The 20,391-nt window shown below is 50.1% G+C and carries 14 protein-coding genes and 1 tRNA gene; 7 read left to right on the top strand and 8 right to left on the bottom strand.

Annotated features, from left to right (window positions below):
* The first annotated feature begins 260 nt into the window (after positions 1-260).
* Together J7I43_RS05255 and J7I43_RS05250 are read left to right on the top strand one after the other, a co-directional pair.
* Positions 261-1,151 (top strand): lysophospholipid acyltransferase family protein, encoded by an 891-nt coding sequence (locus J7I43_RS05255; protein ID WP_209143964.1) that lies wholly within the window; start codon positions 261-263, stop codon positions 1,149-1,151.
* A 9-nt stretch (positions 1,152-1,160) separates the two neighbouring features.
* Positions 1,161-2,195, top strand: a complete 1,035-nt coding sequence (locus tag J7I43_RS05250) for a fatty acid desaturase family protein (RefSeq protein WP_209143962.1) — start codon at positions 1,161-1,163, stop codon at positions 2,193-2,195.
* A 15-nt stretch (positions 2,196-2,210) separates the two neighbouring features.
* Here the strand turns inward: J7I43_RS05250 and J7I43_RS05245 are convergent, their stop codons facing one another.
* Entirely contained in the window at positions 2,211-3,089 is an 879-nt protein-coding gene (locus J7I43_RS05245) for an RDD family protein (RefSeq protein ID WP_209143960.1), read from the bottom strand.
* A 184-nt stretch (positions 3,090-3,273) separates the two neighbouring features.
* Between J7I43_RS05245 and J7I43_RS05240 the strand changes: the two genes are divergently transcribed.
* The 3 genes from J7I43_RS05240 (at position 3,274) to J7I43_RS05230 (ending at position 7,364) form a co-directional block, all read left to right on the top strand.
* Entirely contained in the window at positions 3,274-3,606 is a 333-nt protein-coding gene (locus J7I43_RS05240; RefSeq protein WP_209143958.1) for a PadR family transcriptional regulator, read from the top strand.
* A gap of 1 nt (position 3,607) precedes the next feature.
* Positions 3,608-6,256 (top strand): ABC transporter permease, encoded by a 2,649-nt coding sequence (locus J7I43_RS05235; protein ID WP_209143956.1) that lies wholly within the window; start codon positions 3,608-3,610, stop codon positions 6,254-6,256.
* 205 nt (positions 6,257-6,461) lie between these two features.
* Complete coding sequence (locus J7I43_RS05230; RefSeq protein WP_209143954.1) at positions 6,462-7,364, top strand: arginase family protein; 903 nt, start codon at positions 6,462-6,464, stop codon at positions 7,362-7,364.
* 622 nt (positions 7,365-7,986) lie between these two features.
* On the opposite strand, the gene J7I43_RS05225 is transcribed toward J7I43_RS05230, so the two are convergent.
* From J7I43_RS05225 to J7I43_RS05200, 6 genes are all read right to left on the bottom strand, one after another.
* Positions 7,987-8,757, bottom strand: a complete 771-nt coding sequence (locus J7I43_RS05225) for a CHAD domain-containing protein (protein WP_209143952.1) — start codon at positions 8,755-8,757, stop codon at positions 7,987-7,989.
* A gap of 545 nt (positions 8,758-9,302) precedes the next feature.
* A complete protein-coding gene (locus J7I43_RS05220) occupies positions 9,303-10,919 on the bottom strand; it encodes a two-component regulator propeller domain-containing protein (protein ID WP_209143950.1) in 1,617 nt (538 codons plus the stop codon).
* A gap of 630 nt (positions 10,920-11,549) precedes the next feature.
* Positions 11,550-11,622: transfer RNA gene (locus J7I43_RS05215), tRNA-Lys, on the bottom strand.
* A 155-nt stretch (positions 11,623-11,777) separates the two neighbouring features.
* Positions 11,778-14,180: a penicillin acylase family protein gene (locus J7I43_RS05210; RefSeq protein WP_209143948.1), complete on the bottom strand. Its 2,403-nt coding sequence runs from the start codon at positions 14,178-14,180 to the stop codon at positions 11,778-11,780.
* Between the two features lie 8 nt (positions 14,181-14,188).
* A complete protein-coding gene (locus J7I43_RS05205; RefSeq protein WP_209143946.1) occupies positions 14,189-14,674 on the bottom strand; it encodes a hypothetical protein in 486 nt (161 codons plus the stop codon).
* Between the two features lie 47 nt (positions 14,675-14,721).
* Positions 14,722-15,825, bottom strand: coding sequence for an aminotransferase class I/II-fold pyridoxal phosphate-dependent enzyme (locus J7I43_RS05200; RefSeq protein WP_209143945.1), 1,104 nt, complete (start codon positions 15,823-15,825; stop codon positions 14,722-14,724).
* Positions 15,826-15,878: 53 nt separating this feature from the next.
* Here J7I43_RS05200 and miaE point away from each other — a divergent pair, with 53 nt between their 5' ends.
* Positions 15,879-16,478 (top strand): tRNA-(ms[2]io[6]A)-hydroxylase, encoded by a 600-nt coding sequence (miaE, locus tag J7I43_RS05195; protein ID WP_209143943.1) that lies wholly within the window; start codon positions 15,879-15,881, stop codon positions 16,476-16,478.
* On the opposite strand, the gene J7I43_RS05190 is transcribed toward miaE, so the two are convergent.
* Positions 16,475-18,694, bottom strand: a complete 2,220-nt coding sequence (locus J7I43_RS05190) for a patatin-like phospholipase family protein (protein WP_209143941.1) — start codon at positions 18,692-18,694, stop codon at positions 16,475-16,477. The genes miaE and J7I43_RS05190 overlap by 4 nt on opposite strands.
* Before the next feature lie 126 nt (positions 18,695-18,820).
* Between J7I43_RS05190 and J7I43_RS05185 the strand changes: the two genes are divergently transcribed.
* Positions 18,821-20,326 carry an MFS transporter gene (locus J7I43_RS05185; RefSeq protein ID WP_209143939.1) on the top strand — a complete coding sequence of 502 codons (1,506 nt, stop codon included), beginning with the start codon at positions 18,821-18,823 and terminating at the stop codon, positions 20,324-20,326.
* Positions 20,327-20,391 lie beyond the last annotated feature (65 nt).

Here is a 20,391-nt window from a genome sequence, read left to right as displayed (position 1 = left end):
TCACGGAATTGAAAGCCGGGTAAACCTTTTCGAAAATGGCAAGAACAGCCGGAAGATCTCACAGGCGATCGGCGTTAATCTTTAATTTTTATCTTTCGTATTGAGACCAAAAGGCTTTGACATCAGGAAACTTTACTATATATTTAGCCTCATCGGAGCTTATTTAACAGAATATTACAGAAAACAGGCCATCAACAACTGTGTATGCTGCTTGAATAGGGTATCTTTGAATTTTATCGCAACCTACAACTTGTGCCATTTTGAGTATTATTCTTTACTACCTCCTTTTACCGGTGGTCTATTTTATTAGTATCCTTCCTTTTCCAGTGCTATACCTGCTTTCGGACGTAGTGTTCTGCCTGCTTTATTATGTTGCGGGATACCGTAAAAAAGTGGTGCGGCAAAACCTCGCCAATGCGTTCCCTGAGAAATCATCAGCGGAACGCGCGCGGATCTGTCGTAATTATTACCGGTACTTCTGCGATCTTTTTCTCGAGACCTTTAAGACACTGACGATCAGCAAAACCTCCATGATAAAACATTGCGCCCTCACGCCGGAAAGCGTGGCGCTCTTTAAACGCCTGCATGCCGAAGGCCAAAGCGTGGTATTGGTGATGGGCCATAAAGGCAACTGGGAGTGGGCCGGCAACACTTTCAGCATTTTATGCCCGCAGCAACTATACGTGGTGTATCACCCGCTGGCCAACAAATATTACAACGGGCTGATGTACAAAATGCGCACGCGCTTCGGCACCAAACTGATCGCCATGAACGACACTTTCCGGGAAATGGTGAAGCTGAAAGGGGAAGTGAACGCCACCGCGCTTATTGCCGATCAGTCGCCACGGCCGGACACTGCGCAGTGGGTCACCTTCCTGCAGCAGGACACTCCCGTATTTACCGGCACTGAACGGATCGCATCGAAAATGAACTACCAGGTGGTATATGTTTCCGTGAATCGTATAAAACGGGGATATTACACTGTATCCGCCGAAGTACTGGTGGAATCGCCGGCGCGTGAACCGCAGGGAAACGTTACCGCCCTGCACACCGCCAGGCTGGAAGCGGACATTATTCAACAGCCGGAAACATGGTTATGGTCGCACCGGAGATGGAAACATAAACGAACTACTACACCAGCCACCGCATAAAACGAATGAATGTTAGAAGGAAAACAACTTATTTTAGCCACTAAGCCTTATGCGCAGGAAAAACGCGCCCTGAGCTGGTGGTATACCGCCTCTACTTTAGTACTGCTCGTTGCATCGCTCACCGCCACCGTGGCGGTCCCTTTCCTGCCGCTGCAGATCATGTTCAGCGTTTTGTCCGGACTGCTTATCGTAAGAATGTTCGTGATCTATCACGATTACCAGCATCATTCCATTTTAAAGAACAGCGCCGTCGCCGAAGCGATCATGACGGTATTCGGCATTTATATCCTCGCGCCGTCCAGCATCTGGAAACGTTCGCACGATTATCACCATCAGCATAATTCAAAGCTCTACAGCGCGAGCATCGGCTCCTACCCTGTTGCCACAGTAAAAAAATTCGGGGCTATGAGCCGCCGCGAGCGCATCATGTACCTGTTCACCCGTCACCCGCTCACCATTCTGTTCGGTTACCTGTTCATGTTCATCATCGGCATGTGTGTGAATTCATTTTTTGTAAGCCCGCGGCGCCATTACGATGCGCTGATCGCGCTGCTGGTGCATGCCGCCGCATCGGTGGCTGTGATCGTGTTTGCCGGCTGGGCCGCATGGGCGCTTTTGATATTAATCCCCATTTTCATCGCCTGCGCCATCGGCACCTATCTCTTCTACGCCCAGCACAATTTTCCAGGCGTAATATTTAATACAAAAGAAGATTGGTGTTACGACGAAGCCGCGCTGCTTTCTTCCAGTCATATGGTGATGAGCCCGCTAATGGCATGGTTCACCGGCAACATCGGCCTGCATCATATTCACCATCTGAATGCGCGCATCCCGTTCTATCGTTTGCCGGAAGCGATGAACAATATTCCTGAATTACAGGCTGCCACTACCACTTCCCTCCGATGGAAAGACATCCGCGCCTGCCTGAAACTGAAGGTATGGGACCCGGAGCTGCAGCGGATGACGGGAACCGAAAGCATTCGGAGGAAGGAAGTGCGATTAAATGGCGTGAGGAGATTATTGTATTGGGTGAAGGCGCTTTAACGAAGAAAGCTGCATCTAATCCAGCGACATCGTCCTTATTTGCATACTACCACCTGTTTGATAAACATATTTTATCCGTCCAACGAATTTTCCCCGGGGAAAATTTGCAGACAACAGCGACATGGTCGCTGACTTTATCTGCTCAAAATCCTGGCTGCTTTCAAAATAATTTTCCCTGAGCTGAAAAACGACAGAAACATATTTAAAGGGTTTGTTTTGAACCTGGTCGTAAACCTCAATACTTGCGGCCAGGTATTGACCCAGGCCGTCTGCAAAGAGCTTTTCCGTTTCCTTGCTTACCCGGTCATTGTACGAGGCTTCCACATAATTTATCTTTTCAGCTTCCATAGCCGCCATCATTCCCTTAAAGGGAAGCGTTAACAGAAAAACAAACCCGTAGGCGATTACGACTGAAATCAAAACCTGCCCGATATTAACTTTTGGTCGTTCATTTGTCGTCTCGAATACGACAAGCCTGGTTCCCGCAACCCTGTCGCCAAGCCGCCTGCCTGTATTTGCCAGCGCAACTAATACCTCAATTGGCCACAGAACAATAAATAAGTTCCGAACAAGACATTTTACCGGGCTTGCGGCCTGTCCGGTCAGGTTGTCGACGACCTGTAAACTTAAAATCCGTTTTGCAATGCTCCGGCCGTTAATACAGTCCTTGCATAAATACAATGCGATGCCAAGCATACTTAAGTATTCCCAGGGCCCGCCCATGAATTGGGGACCTGCCTGTTCGTGCGTTATTTTAAATGTGTTTGCAAAGCCCGAAATCATTCCCGGAATGGAAAAGAACATCAAAATCGTCACCATAATGATATGATCTAACAACATGGCGCCAAGTCTCGATCCCGGTCTGATTTGTTTGCTTACAGTTACGTTTGTCATTTGTTATTGGTTTCTTTTGAAATTGCGCGGATCTCCATGATTGGCGCTTTCCGGTATAGGATGTCTATTGGTTGATCTTCGCTCAATATATTCAAAAAAAAAATAAATTCGGCAGTATTATTAATTCACTTTTTGTATGTATAATAAAATCATTTTACATACATTTACGTAATTAATATCGGAAATGAAAGGTACAAACCTCGGAGAATTCGAAGAGCTGGTGTTGCTCACCATTGCGGCTTTGATCAATGAAGCATACAGCGTGGCGATATGCGACGAGCTTTCGGACCATACCGGCCGTTCGGTGAAACTCGGCGTCGTGCATTCGGTGCTCAACCGTCTCGAAGAGAAAGGATTGGTGAAAAGTGAATTGGGTGAAGCGACGAAGGCCCGTGGCGGGAAACGCAAAAGGTTCTATCAACTCACCATGCAGGGAAAGGCCGCATTGGTCAACGCCAAATCCATGCGGGACCAGCTGTGGGCAAGAATACCGTCGCTTGCCTGGAAAAAAATGTAGCATGAAAGAACAACGGCAACACCATCCGCCTACCTGGGCGCAACGATTCGTAGAATGGTATTGTAAACCCGGGCTCCTGGAAGACCTTACGGGGGACCTTAACGAATGTTTCGAACGGAATCTGCAGTCCGGCGGGCCACGCCGCGCAAAACTGATCTACATCATCGACGCTTTCAAATTCTTCAGAAGTTATACGGTACGAAGATCAATATTTGTTAACCTTTTTATGAACCGGACCATGATCGGAAGTTATGTTAAAACATCAGGGCGCAACATCATGCGCAACAAGCTGTTCTCATTCATCAATATCCTTGGTCTCGCCATCAGCATGTCCGTCGGGCTGCTGCTGATCGCATTTGTGCTCGACCTGCATTCGTACGACAGGTTTCACAAAAATGGCGATAACATCTATCGCATCACCAACATATTAACCGCCAGCAACGAACAAAACGGCAAGTTTGCGACCACCTCCATAAAGACGGGGAAGCTCATCCGCGATAAGGTGCCCGGCATTGAAGAAGTGGCTATTTTGCGCAACAATTTTTCAGGCGATGCGAAGGTGGGCGACAACATTTTACCAGTCACCGGCTTCTGGGCGGAGCCGTCGCTGTTCAGGGTCTTTACATTCCCGATGCTGGAAGGCAACTCCGAAACGGCGCTGAAAGATCCGTATTCGGTTGTTCTCACGGAAACGGCGGCAAGAAAGCTGTTCGGCGACCGCAATGCGCTTGGCAAGGCGATCAGGATCGATTCACTTGCTTACCAGGTGACCGGTATCATGAAGGACGTTCCATTTTTTTCGCATATCCGTTTTGAGGCGCTGGTATCATTGTCCACAGCCGAACAGATCAATAAAAGCAATAAAGATTTCGCGGCATGGACAAACATGTGGTCCGCCTCCGTCTACCTCCTCCCCTCGGAAAATGCCGATATGGCTGCGATCCGGTCGCAGCTCAATGCTATTGCCAGGGAAGAGAACCTTGCTGAAGAAAATACAAGGATCCAACTCGAGCTGCTTCCATTATATAACGTCGTGGTTGGAGAAAGCCTCCGTCAATCCGAGGGCGGCCCCGGTTTTACGGGCCCTCACATGTCTCCTGTCGTGCTTTGGATACTCGGCGGGCTTGCATTTATCGTGGTATTGTCTGCGTGTTTCAATTATACCAATCTTTCGATAGCGCGTGCTATGCGGCGCATTAAAGAAATAGGCCTCCGTAAAACGATCGGCGCCGGAAAAAGCCAGGTACAACTGCAATTCCTCGCCGAGGCGGTCATGATCTCCCTGGCGGCCCTTTTGCTTTCCTTCCTTTTGTTCCTTGTATTGCGGCCGCTGCTGATCAACATGGCCCCGGAAATGCAGCGAACGGTGCAGCTAGCCCTCACGCCGTCCATGGTGGCGATCTTCGTCGTTTTTTCAGTTGCCGTAGGCATTGTGGCAGGTTTCCTGCCGGCTATATTCTTTTCGAAAGTCAGCCCCATTAATGCGTTTGGAAACGTTTCGTCGATGAAAATGTTCAAACATCTTACGCTCAGGCGCGCTTTAGTGGTGGTTCAATACACGGTTACGCTGATCTTTATTACAACCACCGCCGTCGGCTATGTGCAGTATAAGAACATACTGGCATTCGACCTGGGATTCAGCACGGCAAACATCCTGAACATCAACATGCAGGATAATAAGCCCGATGCAATGCTCAAGGAGCTCGGTGAAATGCCGGAAGTAACTGCACTGTCCCGCTCGCTGATCACCACCGGCGTTGGAAACGCCTGGGGCGGCAATATGAAATACAAAGATTCGCGGGATTCCGTGCTGGTGATGACCAACCACGTTGACGAAAACTATTTGCCGCTGCACAACTATAAACTCGTTGCCGGCGGAAATTTTATTGCCCGCCCTGCCACCGCCCAGGCCGTTAGCGAGGTGATCGTTAACGAGCAGGTTTTAAAACGATTCAATATCGGCGGCGGCACCCCCCAAAAAGCGATCGGCGAGCAGGTCACATTGAACGGGCGTAAAATGGCCATTGTCGGCGTAATGCAGGATTTTCATTACGGCAAGGTGGAAAACCTCATCGGCCCGGTGGCATTCACGTTCTGGACGCCCGAAGACCGGACCATCATCAGCGCCAAAATACAAAGCGCCAACCCGCGGGCCACCGTAGCCAGGATCGAGGCTGCATGGAAAAAGATCGATCGTGTACATCCGTTTATAGCTGAGTTTTATGACGAAGCAATAGAAGATGCGTACAGCGAATTTTCTACCATGATCAAGATCATCGGCTTTCTTTCTTTTCTGGCTATTTCCGTTGCATCGATGGGCTTGTTCGGCATGGTCGTATTCACCACCGAAACAAGGCTAAAGGAGATCGGCATCCGGAAGGTAATGGGCGCGAGTGTGGGCAACCTGATATATTTGCTGAGCCGCGGTTTCCTGTTTCTCCTGTCGGTATCGGCGGTCATTGCCCTGCCGGTAACTTATTTCTTCTTCCGAACTGTTGTGCTTCCTAATTTCCCTTATCATACGCCTGTGCAGATCACCGAGCTGTTCACCGGCTTGCTGATGGTATTGCTGATCGCGCTCATTATGATCGGGTCGCAGACATTGAAGGCGGCGAGGAGTAACCCGGTGGCCGTTTTGAAGAGTGAGTAGCCTAAAAATTCATTAAACCGGCGATCCTTTTATGGAGATTACTATTGCTTTCACGGCGACTTACTTTCAGCCGCTTCAACAGTAACTTCAACGCCCAGGCCATTCTTATTTTATAAAGAAGATTTGCTGGTTCCCGAAGCTCATATTCCTACTACGATTCGCTGCAGGTGATCTGGAATAGATTTTGTACCATAGTATGCCATATATGAGTACAAAAAATCTCGATATACAGATCCTGGCGGCGCCTTCGATATTGGGGCTCCGCACAAATGGCGTGCAGGACCTGGCAGCTGCCCTGCTGGAAGCCGGCCTCGGCCGACAGCTGCAGCCCGAACATCCGGTGCTGCACCTGGCTACCCTCAACGCGCAGTACAGTGATAAAAGAGACCCCGACACTCACTGTCTCAACCCGGTACCGCTGCGCGATTTCTCTATCGAGCTGGGAAAAGCCGTCAATTTACTGCTGGATAAAGGCCGCTTCCCGCTGATATTGGGCGGCGATTGCAGCATCCTCTTGGGTATCATGTCAGGTCTCAAAGCCCGTGGTAAATATGGGTTGATCTTTATAGACGCACATGCCGACTTCTACGAACCCGAAAAATCGGTAACCGGCGAAGTGGCGGATATGGACCTGGCGATTGTTACCGGCCGGGGGCCGGAGATACTTAGCAACATCAACAACGCAAAACCCTATGTGCAGGATAACCACGTGATTCATATCGGTCAGCGAGATTGGGAGGAGACAAAAAAATACGGTTCGCAGGATATCCGCGAAACCATTATCATCCGTTATGACTTTGAAAACATAGAAAAGGAGGGGATAGAAAAAGTTACAGCTGCTGCAATAGCAGACCTCGATCCCGGCCTGGATGGCTATTGGATGCATTTTGATACCGACGTATTGGCTGATGAACTGAACCCCGCAGTAGAATATCGCCTGCCCGGTGGCCTTGATTTTGAACAGTCAGAATATTTTATTAACCAACTTCTACGCACCGGCAGGATCATTGGTTTTGATGTCACCATCTTCAACCCCCGCTTCGATACTACCGGACAGATCGCCCAAAACATCAGCAATACCATTGTCGGTGCCTTCCGCTCCGGTTAATGATAAATATGGATACAACAAACTTGAAGGGTATCCGGGTATGACGGACAAAAGCTATCACTGCCTGCGCCGCGTGTGGATCGCTGCCGATGTGGGTGGTGATCACTACCAAGGGTATACAGAACATCCTCGGCAAAGATGACGGCTCTGCCAGGGAGCTGATGCAGAAGTTGTGCGCGATAAAAAAAGCGCCCGGGCAATATGTGACGGTCACAGAATTTTGCGAACTCACGGGGTTGACGGAAGATGATGTGCGGGAGTTTTTCTGATGGCAGGTATAGCGATAATGGCCGATAAAAGCGAGGGCAAGGCCGGGGTGAAGCGAGTATGATGCGGATTAAAGGCCGTGCAACGCGGATTCAAGGCCGATACAATGCGAATACAAGGCCGACTAGTTGCTGGCCGGTCTTACATTGCTTCAAAAAGTCGTCTGATAAAAATTCTTCTGCTTTCATTCTCTGTGTAAAGGTTTAAAAATAAAAAAATCGGAGCTCTTAAAAGCTCCGATTTTCTATGTTTACACAGTTTTTGTTATAGTGCCGGCGAATACTGTATATTCCCTTTTCTAACGTAATTGATAGTATCTATGATAAAACAGCAAAACACTTAAGATCCGGTTAGTTTATGACATAAAAACCTTCTTCCAAAAACCATCACCGATCGCATGAACATCAGCGCTTGCTTCGTTTCGCTCTTTCTTCATCCTGTTGATAGCAGTTTTACCTCCAACACCCTGGGCATCCAGCATCGTAATGGCTACCGCTATATCGTGCCATTTTCCGATGGCGTCCTGCAGTTGGTCGAGGTAGGAAATGTTTATTTTCGAAACGAGCGCCGGCTGGCTGCTAAGCAGCCCGTGTATATAAAGGAGATACTTTATTTTCTTGCGGGCCAGGTGAAGTTTGCCCATCGAAGGAGCAACGACAATTCCCCCTATGGTCTTCAACTGCCGCATTAACCAATGCCTGACGCGACGGTTCCTGACGGGATGCAACGTGCCAAGGAGATATCGGAAAGCCTGACCAATACAATGATCATACTGGACGGAATGCGCCCTGAACCGATGGATCTCCTTTTCGAATACATGCGTCTCCCCTTCCCTGAACGCAGGATGCCTGATATTGAATCGCTTTAGCAGCTGCAGGTTAATACCGGCTTCCCGAATAATCCCCGCCCGTTTGAAAATTTTCCTGATGGCTTCCGGCTGCGCCACGGTGCGTTTCTTCCGGGTATATGCCTTGGTAAATTTTATGAATGCTCTCACTTTCTTCATCTCCACACGTAGCCCGTGCAGCGGCTCAAAGTTGCCAGTGCAGGTATAAGCAAGCAACTGCCGCCGCATTTCCCGCCACCGCTTAATAAGATACTTTCGTTGACTTTTCCTCCTGATCATATACACCGGATTATAATCAAAGTTATCACATATCTCCCTTTGCCGCTTCCATAGTTATCCAGCCCATCAGCTTTTCCAGCCCGGCGTCCAGGTCCATATCATGAAACGCAGTACAGTAAAGCACTCCGGACGAAATCGGTTACACTATTTCCAAAATTTTCAGTGTAACCTTTTTTGCTACCCTTTTGCTTGATATCACATCGATTACAATCACCTGACCAAAAACACAAAAGCCGCATAAACACTATGTTTTATGCGGCTTTAATTTTGTTTGCTTTCGCTTTGGTGATCCAGCTGGGATGCGTAAGGCAATATTCTTCTTTTCACTGCCTTACACAACATTACATTAACTCTATGATTTTAAATATTCTATAATACCGTTTAGACTTTAGGTTTACGAACTTTATAAAGGCTGACGCAATATTTATAGAGTAAATTATAGAGTAACCATGATGCTTCCAATCAAGCCAGTGTGCAAAAAGAACTTCACGATAGGTCGAACTTTTTTAAGTGATTTAGAATTAATTACAGACCTGAATCTCCAATTATCTGCTATGTTTTTTTGCTACGATTTTCATAAGGAGTTTAACGTCGTCCGAAATAGTTCCATCACCATACTTGTCAAAGCGCTTTTCTGATAAATAATTGATACCCCAATCTGTTCGATCAAGGATCAGCGCGCCATTCACCACGACAGTTCCGTCCATTCTGTCCTTAAAATCCATTTTGGCTGGAAAAGTAACTACCTTCGTGATACCTTCAATGGTCAGGTTCCCTGTAACTTTTATATTGTTCCCCGTAACTTTTTTATTTCTATTATTCCATGTTTCAACCTTCGTAATTGCAAATGTAGAAACAGGGAATTTTTTGACATCAAAAACTTCGGGTAATTTATTATGTGGACCTGGATCATCAAATTTTTGTTCAATTGTATTCATGTCGACTTCAACTTCACCGCCCACCAAATGACTGTTTTCGAACAACAATTCTCCTTTTAATATTTCGACGTCCCCTTTGAGGGAACCATCACCAAGTAACACAGAACCTTCCCATGCCCCAAGTAGCATAGAACATTTCCATGCTACAACACTTTGCTTCGTATCTATGATATATTTTTTCTGCCCCTCTTTATTATAAAAGTCCGTAATGGTGGTTCCATCATAACGATACACTCCGGTCGCATCTCCAAACCAAATACTTCCATCGTTAGCTTCCAAAAGCCCCATAAAAGCACTTCCTGACATAATTTCGGTTACAGCAGGCTTATTGCTATACAAGGACTTTGCATCATAACGGGAGAGTGCCTGGATAGCCCAATTAGCAGGATTTACTGAACCAGTAGTCCAGATATTTCCTTTTTTATCTTCGATTATAGCATAAGCACCTCTCTGCGATACCTTAGTAAAGTTACTGCCGTCATAGCGCCAAAGGCCACCGGTCTGGCTTACTTTCCAGCCATTGAAACCGCTGAGCCAAATATTGCCTTTTCTGTCTTCCATTATACCCCAAACGTCGAGAAAGGGTTCGCCTTTATGGGTTAAAGTGGTAAATTTTTTCCCGTCATAAACAAAGGCGTCGCCCTGTGTACCAACCCACAATTTCCCTGATTTATCTTCAATGATTGTATTAATATCATTATTCAAATGCCCTTCTTTATAAAAAAGCGAGGCGTTCGGGTTTTTAAAATTTCGAAAAGACTTCCCGTCGTAACGGCTCAGGCCATTTCCAGTGCCGAACCAAATAATACCTGCTTTATCTTCATAAACAGATCTAACCCGATTATTGGCAAGTCCCTCCGTGGTAGTGAAATGCTGAATGGATTTCCCGTTATAATAATAAACGCCTGAATCAGTAGAAGTGAACCAGATATTCCCTCGTTCATCTTCCAGGACATCCCAGAATTGGTGCGAACCTATTTTACTTGTGAGATTAGTAAAAGATTTTCCATCGTATCGAAAAACATCACCAAATGATGAGTTGTTCGGGCCAGCAATCAAAATGGTGCCATTTTTACCTTTTTTTATATTACGAACCATTATGTTAGGCCCTATGTCTTTAATTTCGGACCTGATGTTATCTTTTGGGACGTTTGGTTGGTTTTGTCCACAGGAAGTGAGAAAAACAGACATTAAGATCAAAGCACATACGTGTATGTATCTCATAATTTTCTATTTATTGATCCTATTAGAATTGATTCAGCGAATTTACTTTGATATTTTTCGGTTCGAGGAATTTGGATTGTAAATTAAAATGTAACCTTCGTAAATAAATCTTGACATTATGCATGATAGACTTAACTTACTCTCGTTCTGTTAAATACCTGTCAAGGTTTTTTAGAGTTCCAGAGGCATAAGCTGCGCGTTCTTTTCCTTTTTGTTCATCCTCCACCATCATTCTCCAATTTGGAAGTATGTGAAAATCACAGTGGAATTCACACTCCAGACAATGTACTCTGCGATTCTTCCATCAGTATTTACATTATGAGGAATCTGGTTCTTCCCCACTTTGGTGAAGATGCATGTATTAACAATTAAAAATCGCCCTGATTCACAAGAATGGAGATCTGGCCTTCACCGCCATTTAGGGTTGGTTCAAAATTTATGGGTTACACCAAAAGTGACGAAGAACCATTTTCTGCCGAAAAACCTGGCATGTATTTATTTATCTTTGTAAGGATAGATCAGACTTTATTATGTTCCGTAAAACCAAATAACTGAAACGTGATTTTATAGAGCAAATTATAGCGTAAAAAACAAAGACCCGCGCATAGCGCAGGTCTTGCCGAATTACTGTGATCCCGCTGGGACTCGAACCCAGGGCCCATACATTAAAAGTGTATTGCTCTACCAACTGAGCTACGGAATCATCCCCGTTTCGTTTTGGGATTGCAAAGATATGTATTAAATTATTTTTGCCAAATATTTCATGCATTAAAATTCACATTTCCGCTCAAACCCTTTACCATAAAGCATTATAGGAGATAAAAATTTTACCCGCCATTCAACATATGAGTAAATTCCTTACTCCGCCCCTTTCTCAAATACAATGCGGCCGGTGATTCCTTCCGGCTTTTGCTGGTCCATGACTTTCAACGCGTAATATTTCCCCGCCAGCCAGTCGTCTACCATGTTATCATAATATTTGCTGCCGGGATTGCCGCTTTGACCGCCGGGGAATATGCCCCAGGCTTTGGTTTGCGGGCCCAGTTCCACCACCATCCGCCAGCTGGGGCCGGTGGTCTTTTTCGTGGCGTTGATAATGTGACGGCCGCCGCCGGTGTTGAGGTGCATGCGGCTGAATGCGGGTATGCTGCGACTGAGATGCCGGATGTCCGTACCGCGGAATTTCCCCAGCGCCAGTTCTCCCCTGCCGTCCAGCGCGGCAGCTGTATCGGCGGCGGCGCGGAAGCTGGCGGTTACCTGCCCGCTGAGCGTTTCGCGGACAGGCGTGTGGATGTTGTCCACAAAATGCATGGCGCTGTCGCGCATCAGCCAGTACAGCAGCGTTCTTTCTTCGGGCTGTACGTAGGCGATGCTGTCTTCCAGCGGCAGCTCGTCGCCCCAAATATTGTCTTCCAGGTTGCTCCACCAGAGATTAAAGACTGTGGCGGCTTTGCTGTCCGGGCCGGCCGTGCCGTCCCAGGCGAACAGCATGCGCCAGTATTCCTGTTGCCGGGACGTTAAAGTATTGGCGGCCACAAAATTGCTCAGGAAAGGCATGGCAGCCTCCGCCAGCCGGTTTTTGTTGTCGTTCTGCAGCCTCATCATGTCTTCCGGCGTTATGCCGTTCATCTGGCCCAGCTGCTCCTGTATGCGCATACCGCGGAACAGGTCGTAATAACCGAAAAGATCGTATGGATACGTGCTGTCTGTGGCCTGCTGGTTGGCGGAGCTCACAAAACCTTCGGCGGGATTGTACACGTGCGGGTTTTCCGCCTGCGGAATAAAGCCCTGCCAGGCGTAGGTGCTGTCGCTGCCGGGTGTTACGAACTTGCCCTGGTCTTTCCAGCGCAGCGGATGTTTACCGTTGTGCCAGATCGCGATGCCGTCTTTTTTGCCGGCGTAAATGAAGTTCTGGCCGGGACAGCTCCACGATTTCATGGCCTCGAGATAATCGCTGTAACCTTTGGCGTGGTTCAGCAGGTGAATCGTGCGCAGTTCGTTGCTCTCGTCGTGCGCCGTCCAGCGCATGGCGAGGTAACCTTTGAAACGCGGGTCGGTAAAGGTTTCGTCGTACAGCACCGGGCCCCATACGGTGTAGGCTACCGTATCATAGAACGTAGGCCGGCCTTTTATTTTGATGGCTTCCACCCGCAGCTCCGCGGGGCGGTATTGGCCGTTGAACAGGTATTCTTTTTTGCCGTTGCGGAACTGCATTTTGTAAAAGTCCAGCACGTCCACATAACCGTTCGTGAAACCCCAGCCCATATTGTCGTTAAAACCGATAATGATGCCGGGCGCACCAGGCAGGCTTACGCCGTATACGTTCATAGACGGCGTTTTGATCTGCATTTCATAAAAAAGACTGGGCAGGCTCAATTCCAGGTGCGGGTCGTTGCAGAGAATGGGATTGCCGCTTTTCGTTTTGCTGCCGGCCACGGCCCAGTTGTTGCTGCCTTTGTCGCGGTCCTGCTGCGGAATGTTGTATTTGAATTCCGCGTTCACCACACTGTCCGGCGGGGGCACGGCCCTGCGCGTGGGCGCGGGGTATGGGGTGCCTTTCGGGATGATGGGCGCCATTACGTCCGGGAAATCCGGGTACAACTGGTTAAAATCTTCTCTGGAAAAATGATTGCGTGCGTTGGTGTACGGAATATCGTCTGCCGTGGCGGCGAGGTCGGCGCTCATGTATTTTACCAGCAGGCCGGTCTTGATATTGGTCCATGGCTCCGGGCTGTAGCCCAGCAGTTTGTATTCCAGGGGGTAATCCCGTTTGCTCAATTCTTTGATATACGCGTTGATGCCCGCGGTATAGCTGTCCAGCTCCATTTTGGTGACAGGGTCCGCTTCGATGCCTTTCACTACCTGTTCGGCGCCGTATACCATACCTTCGCGGCGTTTGCGGCGGTCGTAATCCAGCAGTTTGGGGCCGAGGATCTCGCTGAGCCTTCCGCCTGCCGCATGGGTCTGCAATTCCATCTGCCAGAGGCGGTTTTTGGCGTGCAGGTAGCCCTGGATGAAATACGCGTCAGCTTCCTGTTCCGCGAAAACATGGGCCACCATCCGGTCGTCGAACCACACTTCTGCTTTGCCTTTCAGCTGCGGAAACACGAGAGTTTCGCTAACGGGGGAATTGACCGGCTCGGCATGTACCCAGAAACCGTGCTGGGGACTGAAAAGCATACCAAAAGGAGGCGTGGCGCCCCAACGGTGATTAAGCGCCCATAAAAGCGCAACCGTGAAGATCAGCGGGATAATTCTCATAAACTGGATTACATGGTAGCCGGTTCGGCCAGGTAGATGTCGATGACTTTATTACCGATGTCATCATACTTCTGGAAGATCTTTTTCAGTAAAGCGTATAATTCTTTGTAATTGGTAAAAACTGGTTTCCGGATGGGAGAACCGGTATCTCCCAGCATACCCGGCAGCAGGCTGAAAGTGCCGCCCACCCGGGTGTCGTTGTCGAGGTCGAAGGCTACCACCACTTCCAAGCTGCCGTCTTTCAGCGAAACGCTCACGCCGGAGCCCAAACCTTTTACGATACGCGTGTCGTCCACGCCTTCTACCTGGTAGAAAGAAGTCTTCGGATCGTACTGTGTTTTTTTGAAACCGAACTCCATGATCATATCCTGTGCCTCGGTAACGCTGTGGTCGGTAAAGGGCGGCTCTGTGCGGAACTCGTCAGATAATGCGCGGTACCAGGATACAAATCCGACTTCTTCTAATACTTTTTTCCAGACTGGGTTCATCTCCATAAAAAAACTTTAGAAGGTAAGGAAATCCAATGTTAATATACGCCTTTTCAGGAATATGACAATACAATTGCAGCGAGTTGTTCTACTTCTTCAACCGTATTAAAACTATGCAACACCACTCTTAAACGCTCCTGTCCTTTGGGCACCGTAGGATGCAGAATAGCCCTCACATCGAGCCCTTCTTCCTGCAGCTGCCCGGCCAGCTGCCGCACCCGTTCGTTGCCCGGCGCCATCACTACCTGTATCGGCGTAAGGCTGTTGCCGCCGAGGCGTTCGCGGAACAACTTTATCAGATGCTGTAAATGTTTCCGCTCGGCGTGCATGTCCGGGAAAATGGCGTACGCGCTCAGCATCACGGCCACCGCCTGCGGCGGCAATGCAGTGGTGTAAATGAACGGACGGCAGAAATTGATGAGATATTCCCGTAAAAAATGACTGCCCAGCACGATCGCGCCATGGCAGCCCACGGCTTTGCCAAACGTATGCACACGGGCGAAACAACGTTCCGTAAGCCCCAGTTCCTGCACGAGGCCTTCTCCCCTGCCGCCTACCACGCCGGTTGCATGCGCCTCGTCTACGATCAGATGCGCATCGTGCCGGTCGCAAAGGTCGCAAATGGCCTCCAGGGGGGCCGTATCGCCATCCATCGAATACACCGATTCTACTGCCACAAAAATGCGGCCATCCGCGTTCAGCAGTTTTTTCTGCAGGTCTTCCAGGTCGTTGTGCTGGAAAGAATACGCCTGCGCCGCGGAAAGCCTGATGCCGTCGCGGATGCTGGCGTGGATGAGCTGATCGTACACGACCACGTCTCCCTTCTGCGGCACGCAGGAAAACAGCCCCAGGTTGGCGTCGTAACCGGAATTAAATATAAGGCCGGCGGGCGCGTCGTGAAATTCGGCGATCAGCTGCTCGGCTTCTTCCATCAGCTCGTAATTGCCGGCGAGCAGTCGAGAGCCGCCGCTGCCATGCACCTGGTCCAGCTGTTTGGCGATGGCGTGCGCGTTTTCCTGCACTTTTTCGCTGCGCGCAAGGCCCAGGTAATCGTTGGAGCAGAAGTCCGTTCGCTGGCCCGTCAGCCACAGCTGCCGCAGGGCGTGCTGATCGCGGCGTTTGGCGAGCGCCGCCTGGAGAAAGTCTTCCTTTTGCATAGTTCAAAACTAAGTATCTTCTCTGTAACTTCGCGTTTCAATATCAACACCGTATGAGCAGTAAAGTTTCGATACTCGGCCTGAAGTTACCCACGGACCCGCGCTGGGTGAACCTGGCGGCTATTTCGCTGGAAGAAGTGCTCACCGATCACGCTTTCTGCGAACAAAAAGCTGCCACTTCCTGCATCTCGCTCATACAGCGATACCCGGACAAACAAAAGTTGGTAGACGAGCTTGCGCCCATCGTTACCGAAGAATGGGGCCACTTCCGACAGGTGCTCGCCGAAATGAAAAAACGCGGCTTTGTGCTGGGCAAACAGCGGAAAGACGAATACGTGAACAATCTCATGGATTTCCAGCAAAAAGGCGGCGCGCCGGCAGACGTGCTGCTGGACCGGCTGCTGATATTCGCGCTGATCGAAGCGCGCAGCTGCGAGCGTTTCAGGCTGCTGAGCGAAGGGCTGGAAGATGAATACCTCCGCGAGTTCTACCGCCGTTTCATGGTTTCCGAAGCCGGGCATTACCGTCTATTTATCGATCTGGCGAACGAATATCTCCCCGAAGAAAAAGTGAAAACACGCTGGGCCGAATGGCTGAAATTCGAAGCGGATATGATCCAAAAGCTGCCCGTGCGCGGCGACCGCATGCACTAGAAATGGAAACCGAGGTTCACATAACCTTTCAGGTATCGGGCCTGGTCGCTGTACATGATCGTGGCTTCCATGGGGCCTAACCGCGACGCGAAACCCGCCGTGATGCCATACCCCGTTACATACTGGTATTTCGGGCTTGCCTTGCCGTTGAGATCATACACGGCCGCGTTCGCGCGCGGGATCACGAATACGTTACGCAGCAGCTCGTACTGCCAGCCCAGCTGGATGGCCGCCACGCTGGAGGTGTTGATCTCCCCGTCGTACAGCCCTGCAAAAGGTATCTGGTTGCGGCTGAAATCAGTTACCCCGCCGATCATAAAATCGTTCAGCAGCTCAAGATCGTAGTTGAAGTTAAAACCCGCGTAGCCGTTGAGGTTAAGGGTGGATTTGCGGCTGAGCGGGAAATAATAGTTCATTTTCAGCGTGAGGCGCTGGTAATCGTTGAAGTTATAGCCCAGGCTGTCCAGCGGCAGGTCTTCCCCCATCTCCCGCAGCCTGATATCCGGGTTCTGCCCGTACACCACCCCGCCTTCCAGCTGGATTTGCGCCCCCCGCGTGGGGTACAGCTTGCGGTCGACGGTGTTGAGGCCGTAGTAGAAAAACGACTGGTATTGTTTGTTGTTGCCGTCCAGCTCCACGTAGGGCGAAAGTTTAGGCTTCACGCGGATGTATTCCCAGCGCGTGCCCACGCCCAGCGCCATCACGCGGTTGAGCATGAACTGCATATGCACGTCTACGTTGGCGTATTTGCTGCGGTACTCCTGGATCTTTTTGAAATTGTCGTAATAGTTCAGCGGATCGTTCTCGTAATAGGCGCCCAAACCAAAGCCCACGTTGCGTTTGCGGCCGAGGTACTTGAAATATTCCGCGCGCAGCCGCGGGTTTTCGCTGATGGCCACGGTCACGAACGCGCGGCTGTTGGGCACTATGAAGTTCCTTTGCGTGATATTGACGATCGCGCTTACGTTGGTAAATGTGTTGTAGTGCAGGCCCAGTTTCACATAAGTGAGCGGGGTTTCCTCCACGTCTATCTCCAGTTCGCTCCGGCCGTAACCCAGCGGGTTCATGTGATAGGTGATCTGTTTGTAGAACCGCGTGCCGTACACGTTCAGGATGGCCTCTCGGATCTTGTCAGGCGAATAACAGCCGCCCGGCTGCAGCCCCAGCCTGCCGCGGAAGAATTTTTCGTCGGAATGCAGCAGGCCTTTCACTTTCACATCTACAATTTCGATATCAGGCACCTGCGGCAGGCGGTCTGCCACCGGCGGCGCTTCGGGATACAGGGCGTTCAGCGAATCGGCCAGATGTTTAAAAACGGGGTACAGTTCCCGGCCTTTCCTTTTGCCTTCTTCCAGGATGGAATCGACGCTGCCGAAACTGGCGGCGCCGTAACCTTTCAGTTCATGATGAATGTATACGTCGGTGATCTTGCGGGCTTTGACAAAATCCTGCGCGTCTTTATAAAATCCCAGCTGGTACAGGATGTCGATGGGCGTTACCAGCTCTTCCGCCGGGCGGAGGCCGCCGCTCACATTGCTGCCGATGATGATCTTCGCCCCCATGTCGCGGGCGGTAATGGTGGGAAAATTACGCACCACGCCGCCGTCTACCAGTTTGCGGCTGCCGATCTTCACGGCGGTGAACACGGAAGGAATGGCCATACTGGCACGCATACACGACACAAGCTCCCCGCCGTCCAGCGTTACGATCTCGCCCGTGGCCACATCCGTGGCGATACATTTGAAAGGAATGCTGAATTTGGAAAAATCTTTCACATCCCGCACCGGCCAGCACATCCGGGCCAGCTCCAGCCACAGCTGCTCCCCGGAAATCACGCCGGACGTGAGTTTGGGCTTACCGTACTCGAAAGGGATCTCTATCATGTAGCGGTTATACTCCGCCTTTTCTTCGTAACTGATATCGTCCAGCACGGGCTGGTTGGAGAAAAGTTCGTTCCAGTTCAGCTTGCGGGCCATCGCCTCGATGGAATCGCCCGAATAGCCAATGGCGTAAAGCCCGCCCACGATGCTGCCCATGCTGGTACCGGTGATGTAATCGATCTTCAGCCCCGCGCTGTCTATCGCCTGCAGGATGCCGATATGGGCCAGCCCCTTGGCGCCGCCGCCGCTCAGGGTAAGCCCTACGCCCGGGCGCTGGGCGAGGGTTATATAGGGATGCAGCCCCGCAAATAGTAAGATTAAAATGATCCGCCACATTGGTTAACCGTCCTCTGGTGTTTAAATAAAGATAAAGGTTTCTGCTATTCAAATGCTGTCGGGAACGGAAACTTGTTTTATTTATTAAAGTTATTCTCTATCTTTTCCGGATAACAATTTCACATTATGAGCTCAACGTCTGCAAAGCAGAGTATCTGGCAGGTGATATTCGCCTCGTCTGCCGGAACCCTGATAGAATGGTACGACTTTTACATCTTCGGCAGCCTTTCATTGATACTGGCCGAAAAATTTTTCCCGGATTCCAATCCCACCCTCGGATACATCGCCACCCTGGCCACGTTTGCCGTCGGTTTTATCGTTCGCCCTTTCGGCGCCATCGTGTTTGGCCGTCTCGGCGATATGGTGGGCAGGAAATACACCTTCCTGCTTACGCTGCTGATCATGGGCGGCTCTACGTTCGCTATCGGCCTCATTCCCAGTTATGCTTCCATCGGCATATTCGCCCCTATTCTCGTATTGATACTGCGCCTTGCGCAGGGGCTGGCCCTGGGCGGGGAATACGGCGGCGCGGCCACTTACGTTGCAGAGCACGCGCCGGCCAACCGCAGGGGGTATTATACCAGCTTTATCCAAACCACGGCTACGCTTGGCCTGTTCGTTTCGCTGGGCGTAATTCTTGCCACCCGCCTTTCCATGACGCCGGAGAAATTCAACGAATGGGGCTGGCGCATTCCTTTCTGGCTGAGCGTGTTCCTGGTGATGATGAGTTATTACATCCGCATCAAACTGCACGAATCCCCGCTGTTCAGCAAACTCAAATCGGAAGGCAAAACCTCGAAGAACCCGCTCAAGGAGAGCTTCGGCAATAAAGAAAACCTGAAACTCGTGCTGCTGGCGCTCTTCGGCGCGGCCATGGGCCAGGGCGTGGTGTGGTACACCGGGCAGTTCTACGCGCTGTCTTTCCTGCAGAACACGATGAAGATCGAGTTCGTGCAGTCCAACATCATCATCGCCGTGGCACTGCTGTTCGGCACGCCGTTCTTTATTTATTTCGGCGGATTGTCTGACAGGATAGGCCGCAAAAAGATCATGATGATCGGGATGTTCGTGGCCGCCATCAGCTACTTCCCCATTTATAACGCGATGGACAAAACAGTGGATCTCTCCTCCAAACAGGAAATATCCTCCATGTACCGCGTGGAAGGCTCCGTGGTGCCGGACGAAGACGGGAAAATGACGGAACGCTCCGCCAAAGTGCGCACCTATTCCGACAGTACCGTCGTGCGCGACGTAACCACCACCAAAGCGGGTAAAACCACGCAGCATAAGGAGATCAAAGTGGGCAACGCGTCCATGGTCTGGCTGATCTTCCTCGTGTTTATCCAGGTAATATTCGTAACCATGGTCTACGGCCCCATCGCGGCCTTCCTGGTGGAACTGTTCCCCACGCGCATCCGTTACACCTCCATGAGCCTGCCTTACCACATCGGCAACGGCGTGTTCGGCGGCCTGCTGCCCGCCATCGCTACCTTGATGGTGCAGCGCACGGGCAATCACCTCGCGGGCCTTTTCTATCCTGTGACCGTCGCCGTTATCTGTATGGTGATCGGCATGGTGTTTATCAAGGAAAAGAAAACAAAAGACGGGTATGCGGAAGAACCGGAAGTATAAACTCGTCCTGTATTACTTTTTATACCTACAATTGTGTTCATGAAGAAAAAGACCGGCCGCAGGAG

Origin of the sequence: Chitinophaga chungangae (genome assembly GCF_017742215.1) — a bacterium.
GTDB classification, from domain to species: Bacteria; Bacteroidota; Bacteroidia; order Chitinophagales; family Chitinophagaceae; genus Chitinophaga; species Chitinophaga chungangae.
Note: the sequence above shows the minus strand (reverse complement) of the source record. Positions and strands in the feature narration are given on the sequence as shown.

Bases quoted from the DNA above. Each gene is read 5' to 3' on its own strand.
- J7I43_RS05250 (WP_209143962.1), top strand. From the start codon at position 1,161: ATGTTAGAAGGAAAACAACTTATTTTAGCCACTAAGCCTTATGCGCAG.
- J7I43_RS05245 (WP_209143960.1), bottom strand. From the start codon at position 3,089: ATGACAAACGTAACTGTAAGCAAACAAATCAGACCGGGATCGAGACTT.
- J7I43_RS05240 (WP_209143958.1), top strand. From the start codon at position 3,274: ATGAAAGGTACAAACCTCGGAGAATTCGAAGAGCTGGTGTTGCTCACC.
- J7I43_RS05235 (WP_209143956.1), top strand. From the start codon at position 3,608: ATGAAAGAACAACGGCAACACCATCCGCCTACCTGGGCGCAACGATTC.
- J7I43_RS05230 (WP_209143954.1), top strand. From the start codon at position 6,462: ATGAGTACAAAAAATCTCGATATACAGATCCTGGCGGCGCCTTCGATA.
- J7I43_RS05225 (WP_209143952.1), bottom strand. From the start codon at position 8,757: ATGATCAGGAGGAAAAGTCAACGAAAGTATCTTATTAAGCGGTGGCGG.
- J7I43_RS05220 (WP_209143950.1), bottom strand. From the start codon at position 10,919: ATGAGATACATACACGTATGTGCTTTGATCTTAATGTCTGTTTTTCTC.
- J7I43_RS05210 (WP_209143948.1), bottom strand. From the start codon at position 14,180: ATGAGAATTATCCCGCTGATCTTCACGGTTGCGCTTTTATGGGCGCTT.
- J7I43_RS05205 (WP_209143946.1), bottom strand. From the start codon at position 14,674: ATGGAGATGAACCCAGTCTGGAAAAAAGTATTAGAAGAAGTCGGATTT.
- J7I43_RS05200 (WP_209143945.1), bottom strand. From the start codon at position 15,825: ATGCAAAAGGAAGACTTTCTCCAGGCGGCGCTCGCCAAACGCCGCGAT.
- miaE (WP_209143943.1), top strand. From the start codon at position 15,879: ATGAGCAGTAAAGTTTCGATACTCGGCCTGAAGTTACCCACGGACCCG.
- J7I43_RS05190 (WP_209143941.1), bottom strand. From the start codon at position 18,694: ATGTGGCGGATCATTTTAATCTTACTATTTGCGGGGCTGCATCCCTAT.
- J7I43_RS05185 (WP_209143939.1), top strand. From the start codon at position 18,821: ATGAGCTCAACGTCTGCAAAGCAGAGTATCTGGCAGGTGATATTCGCC.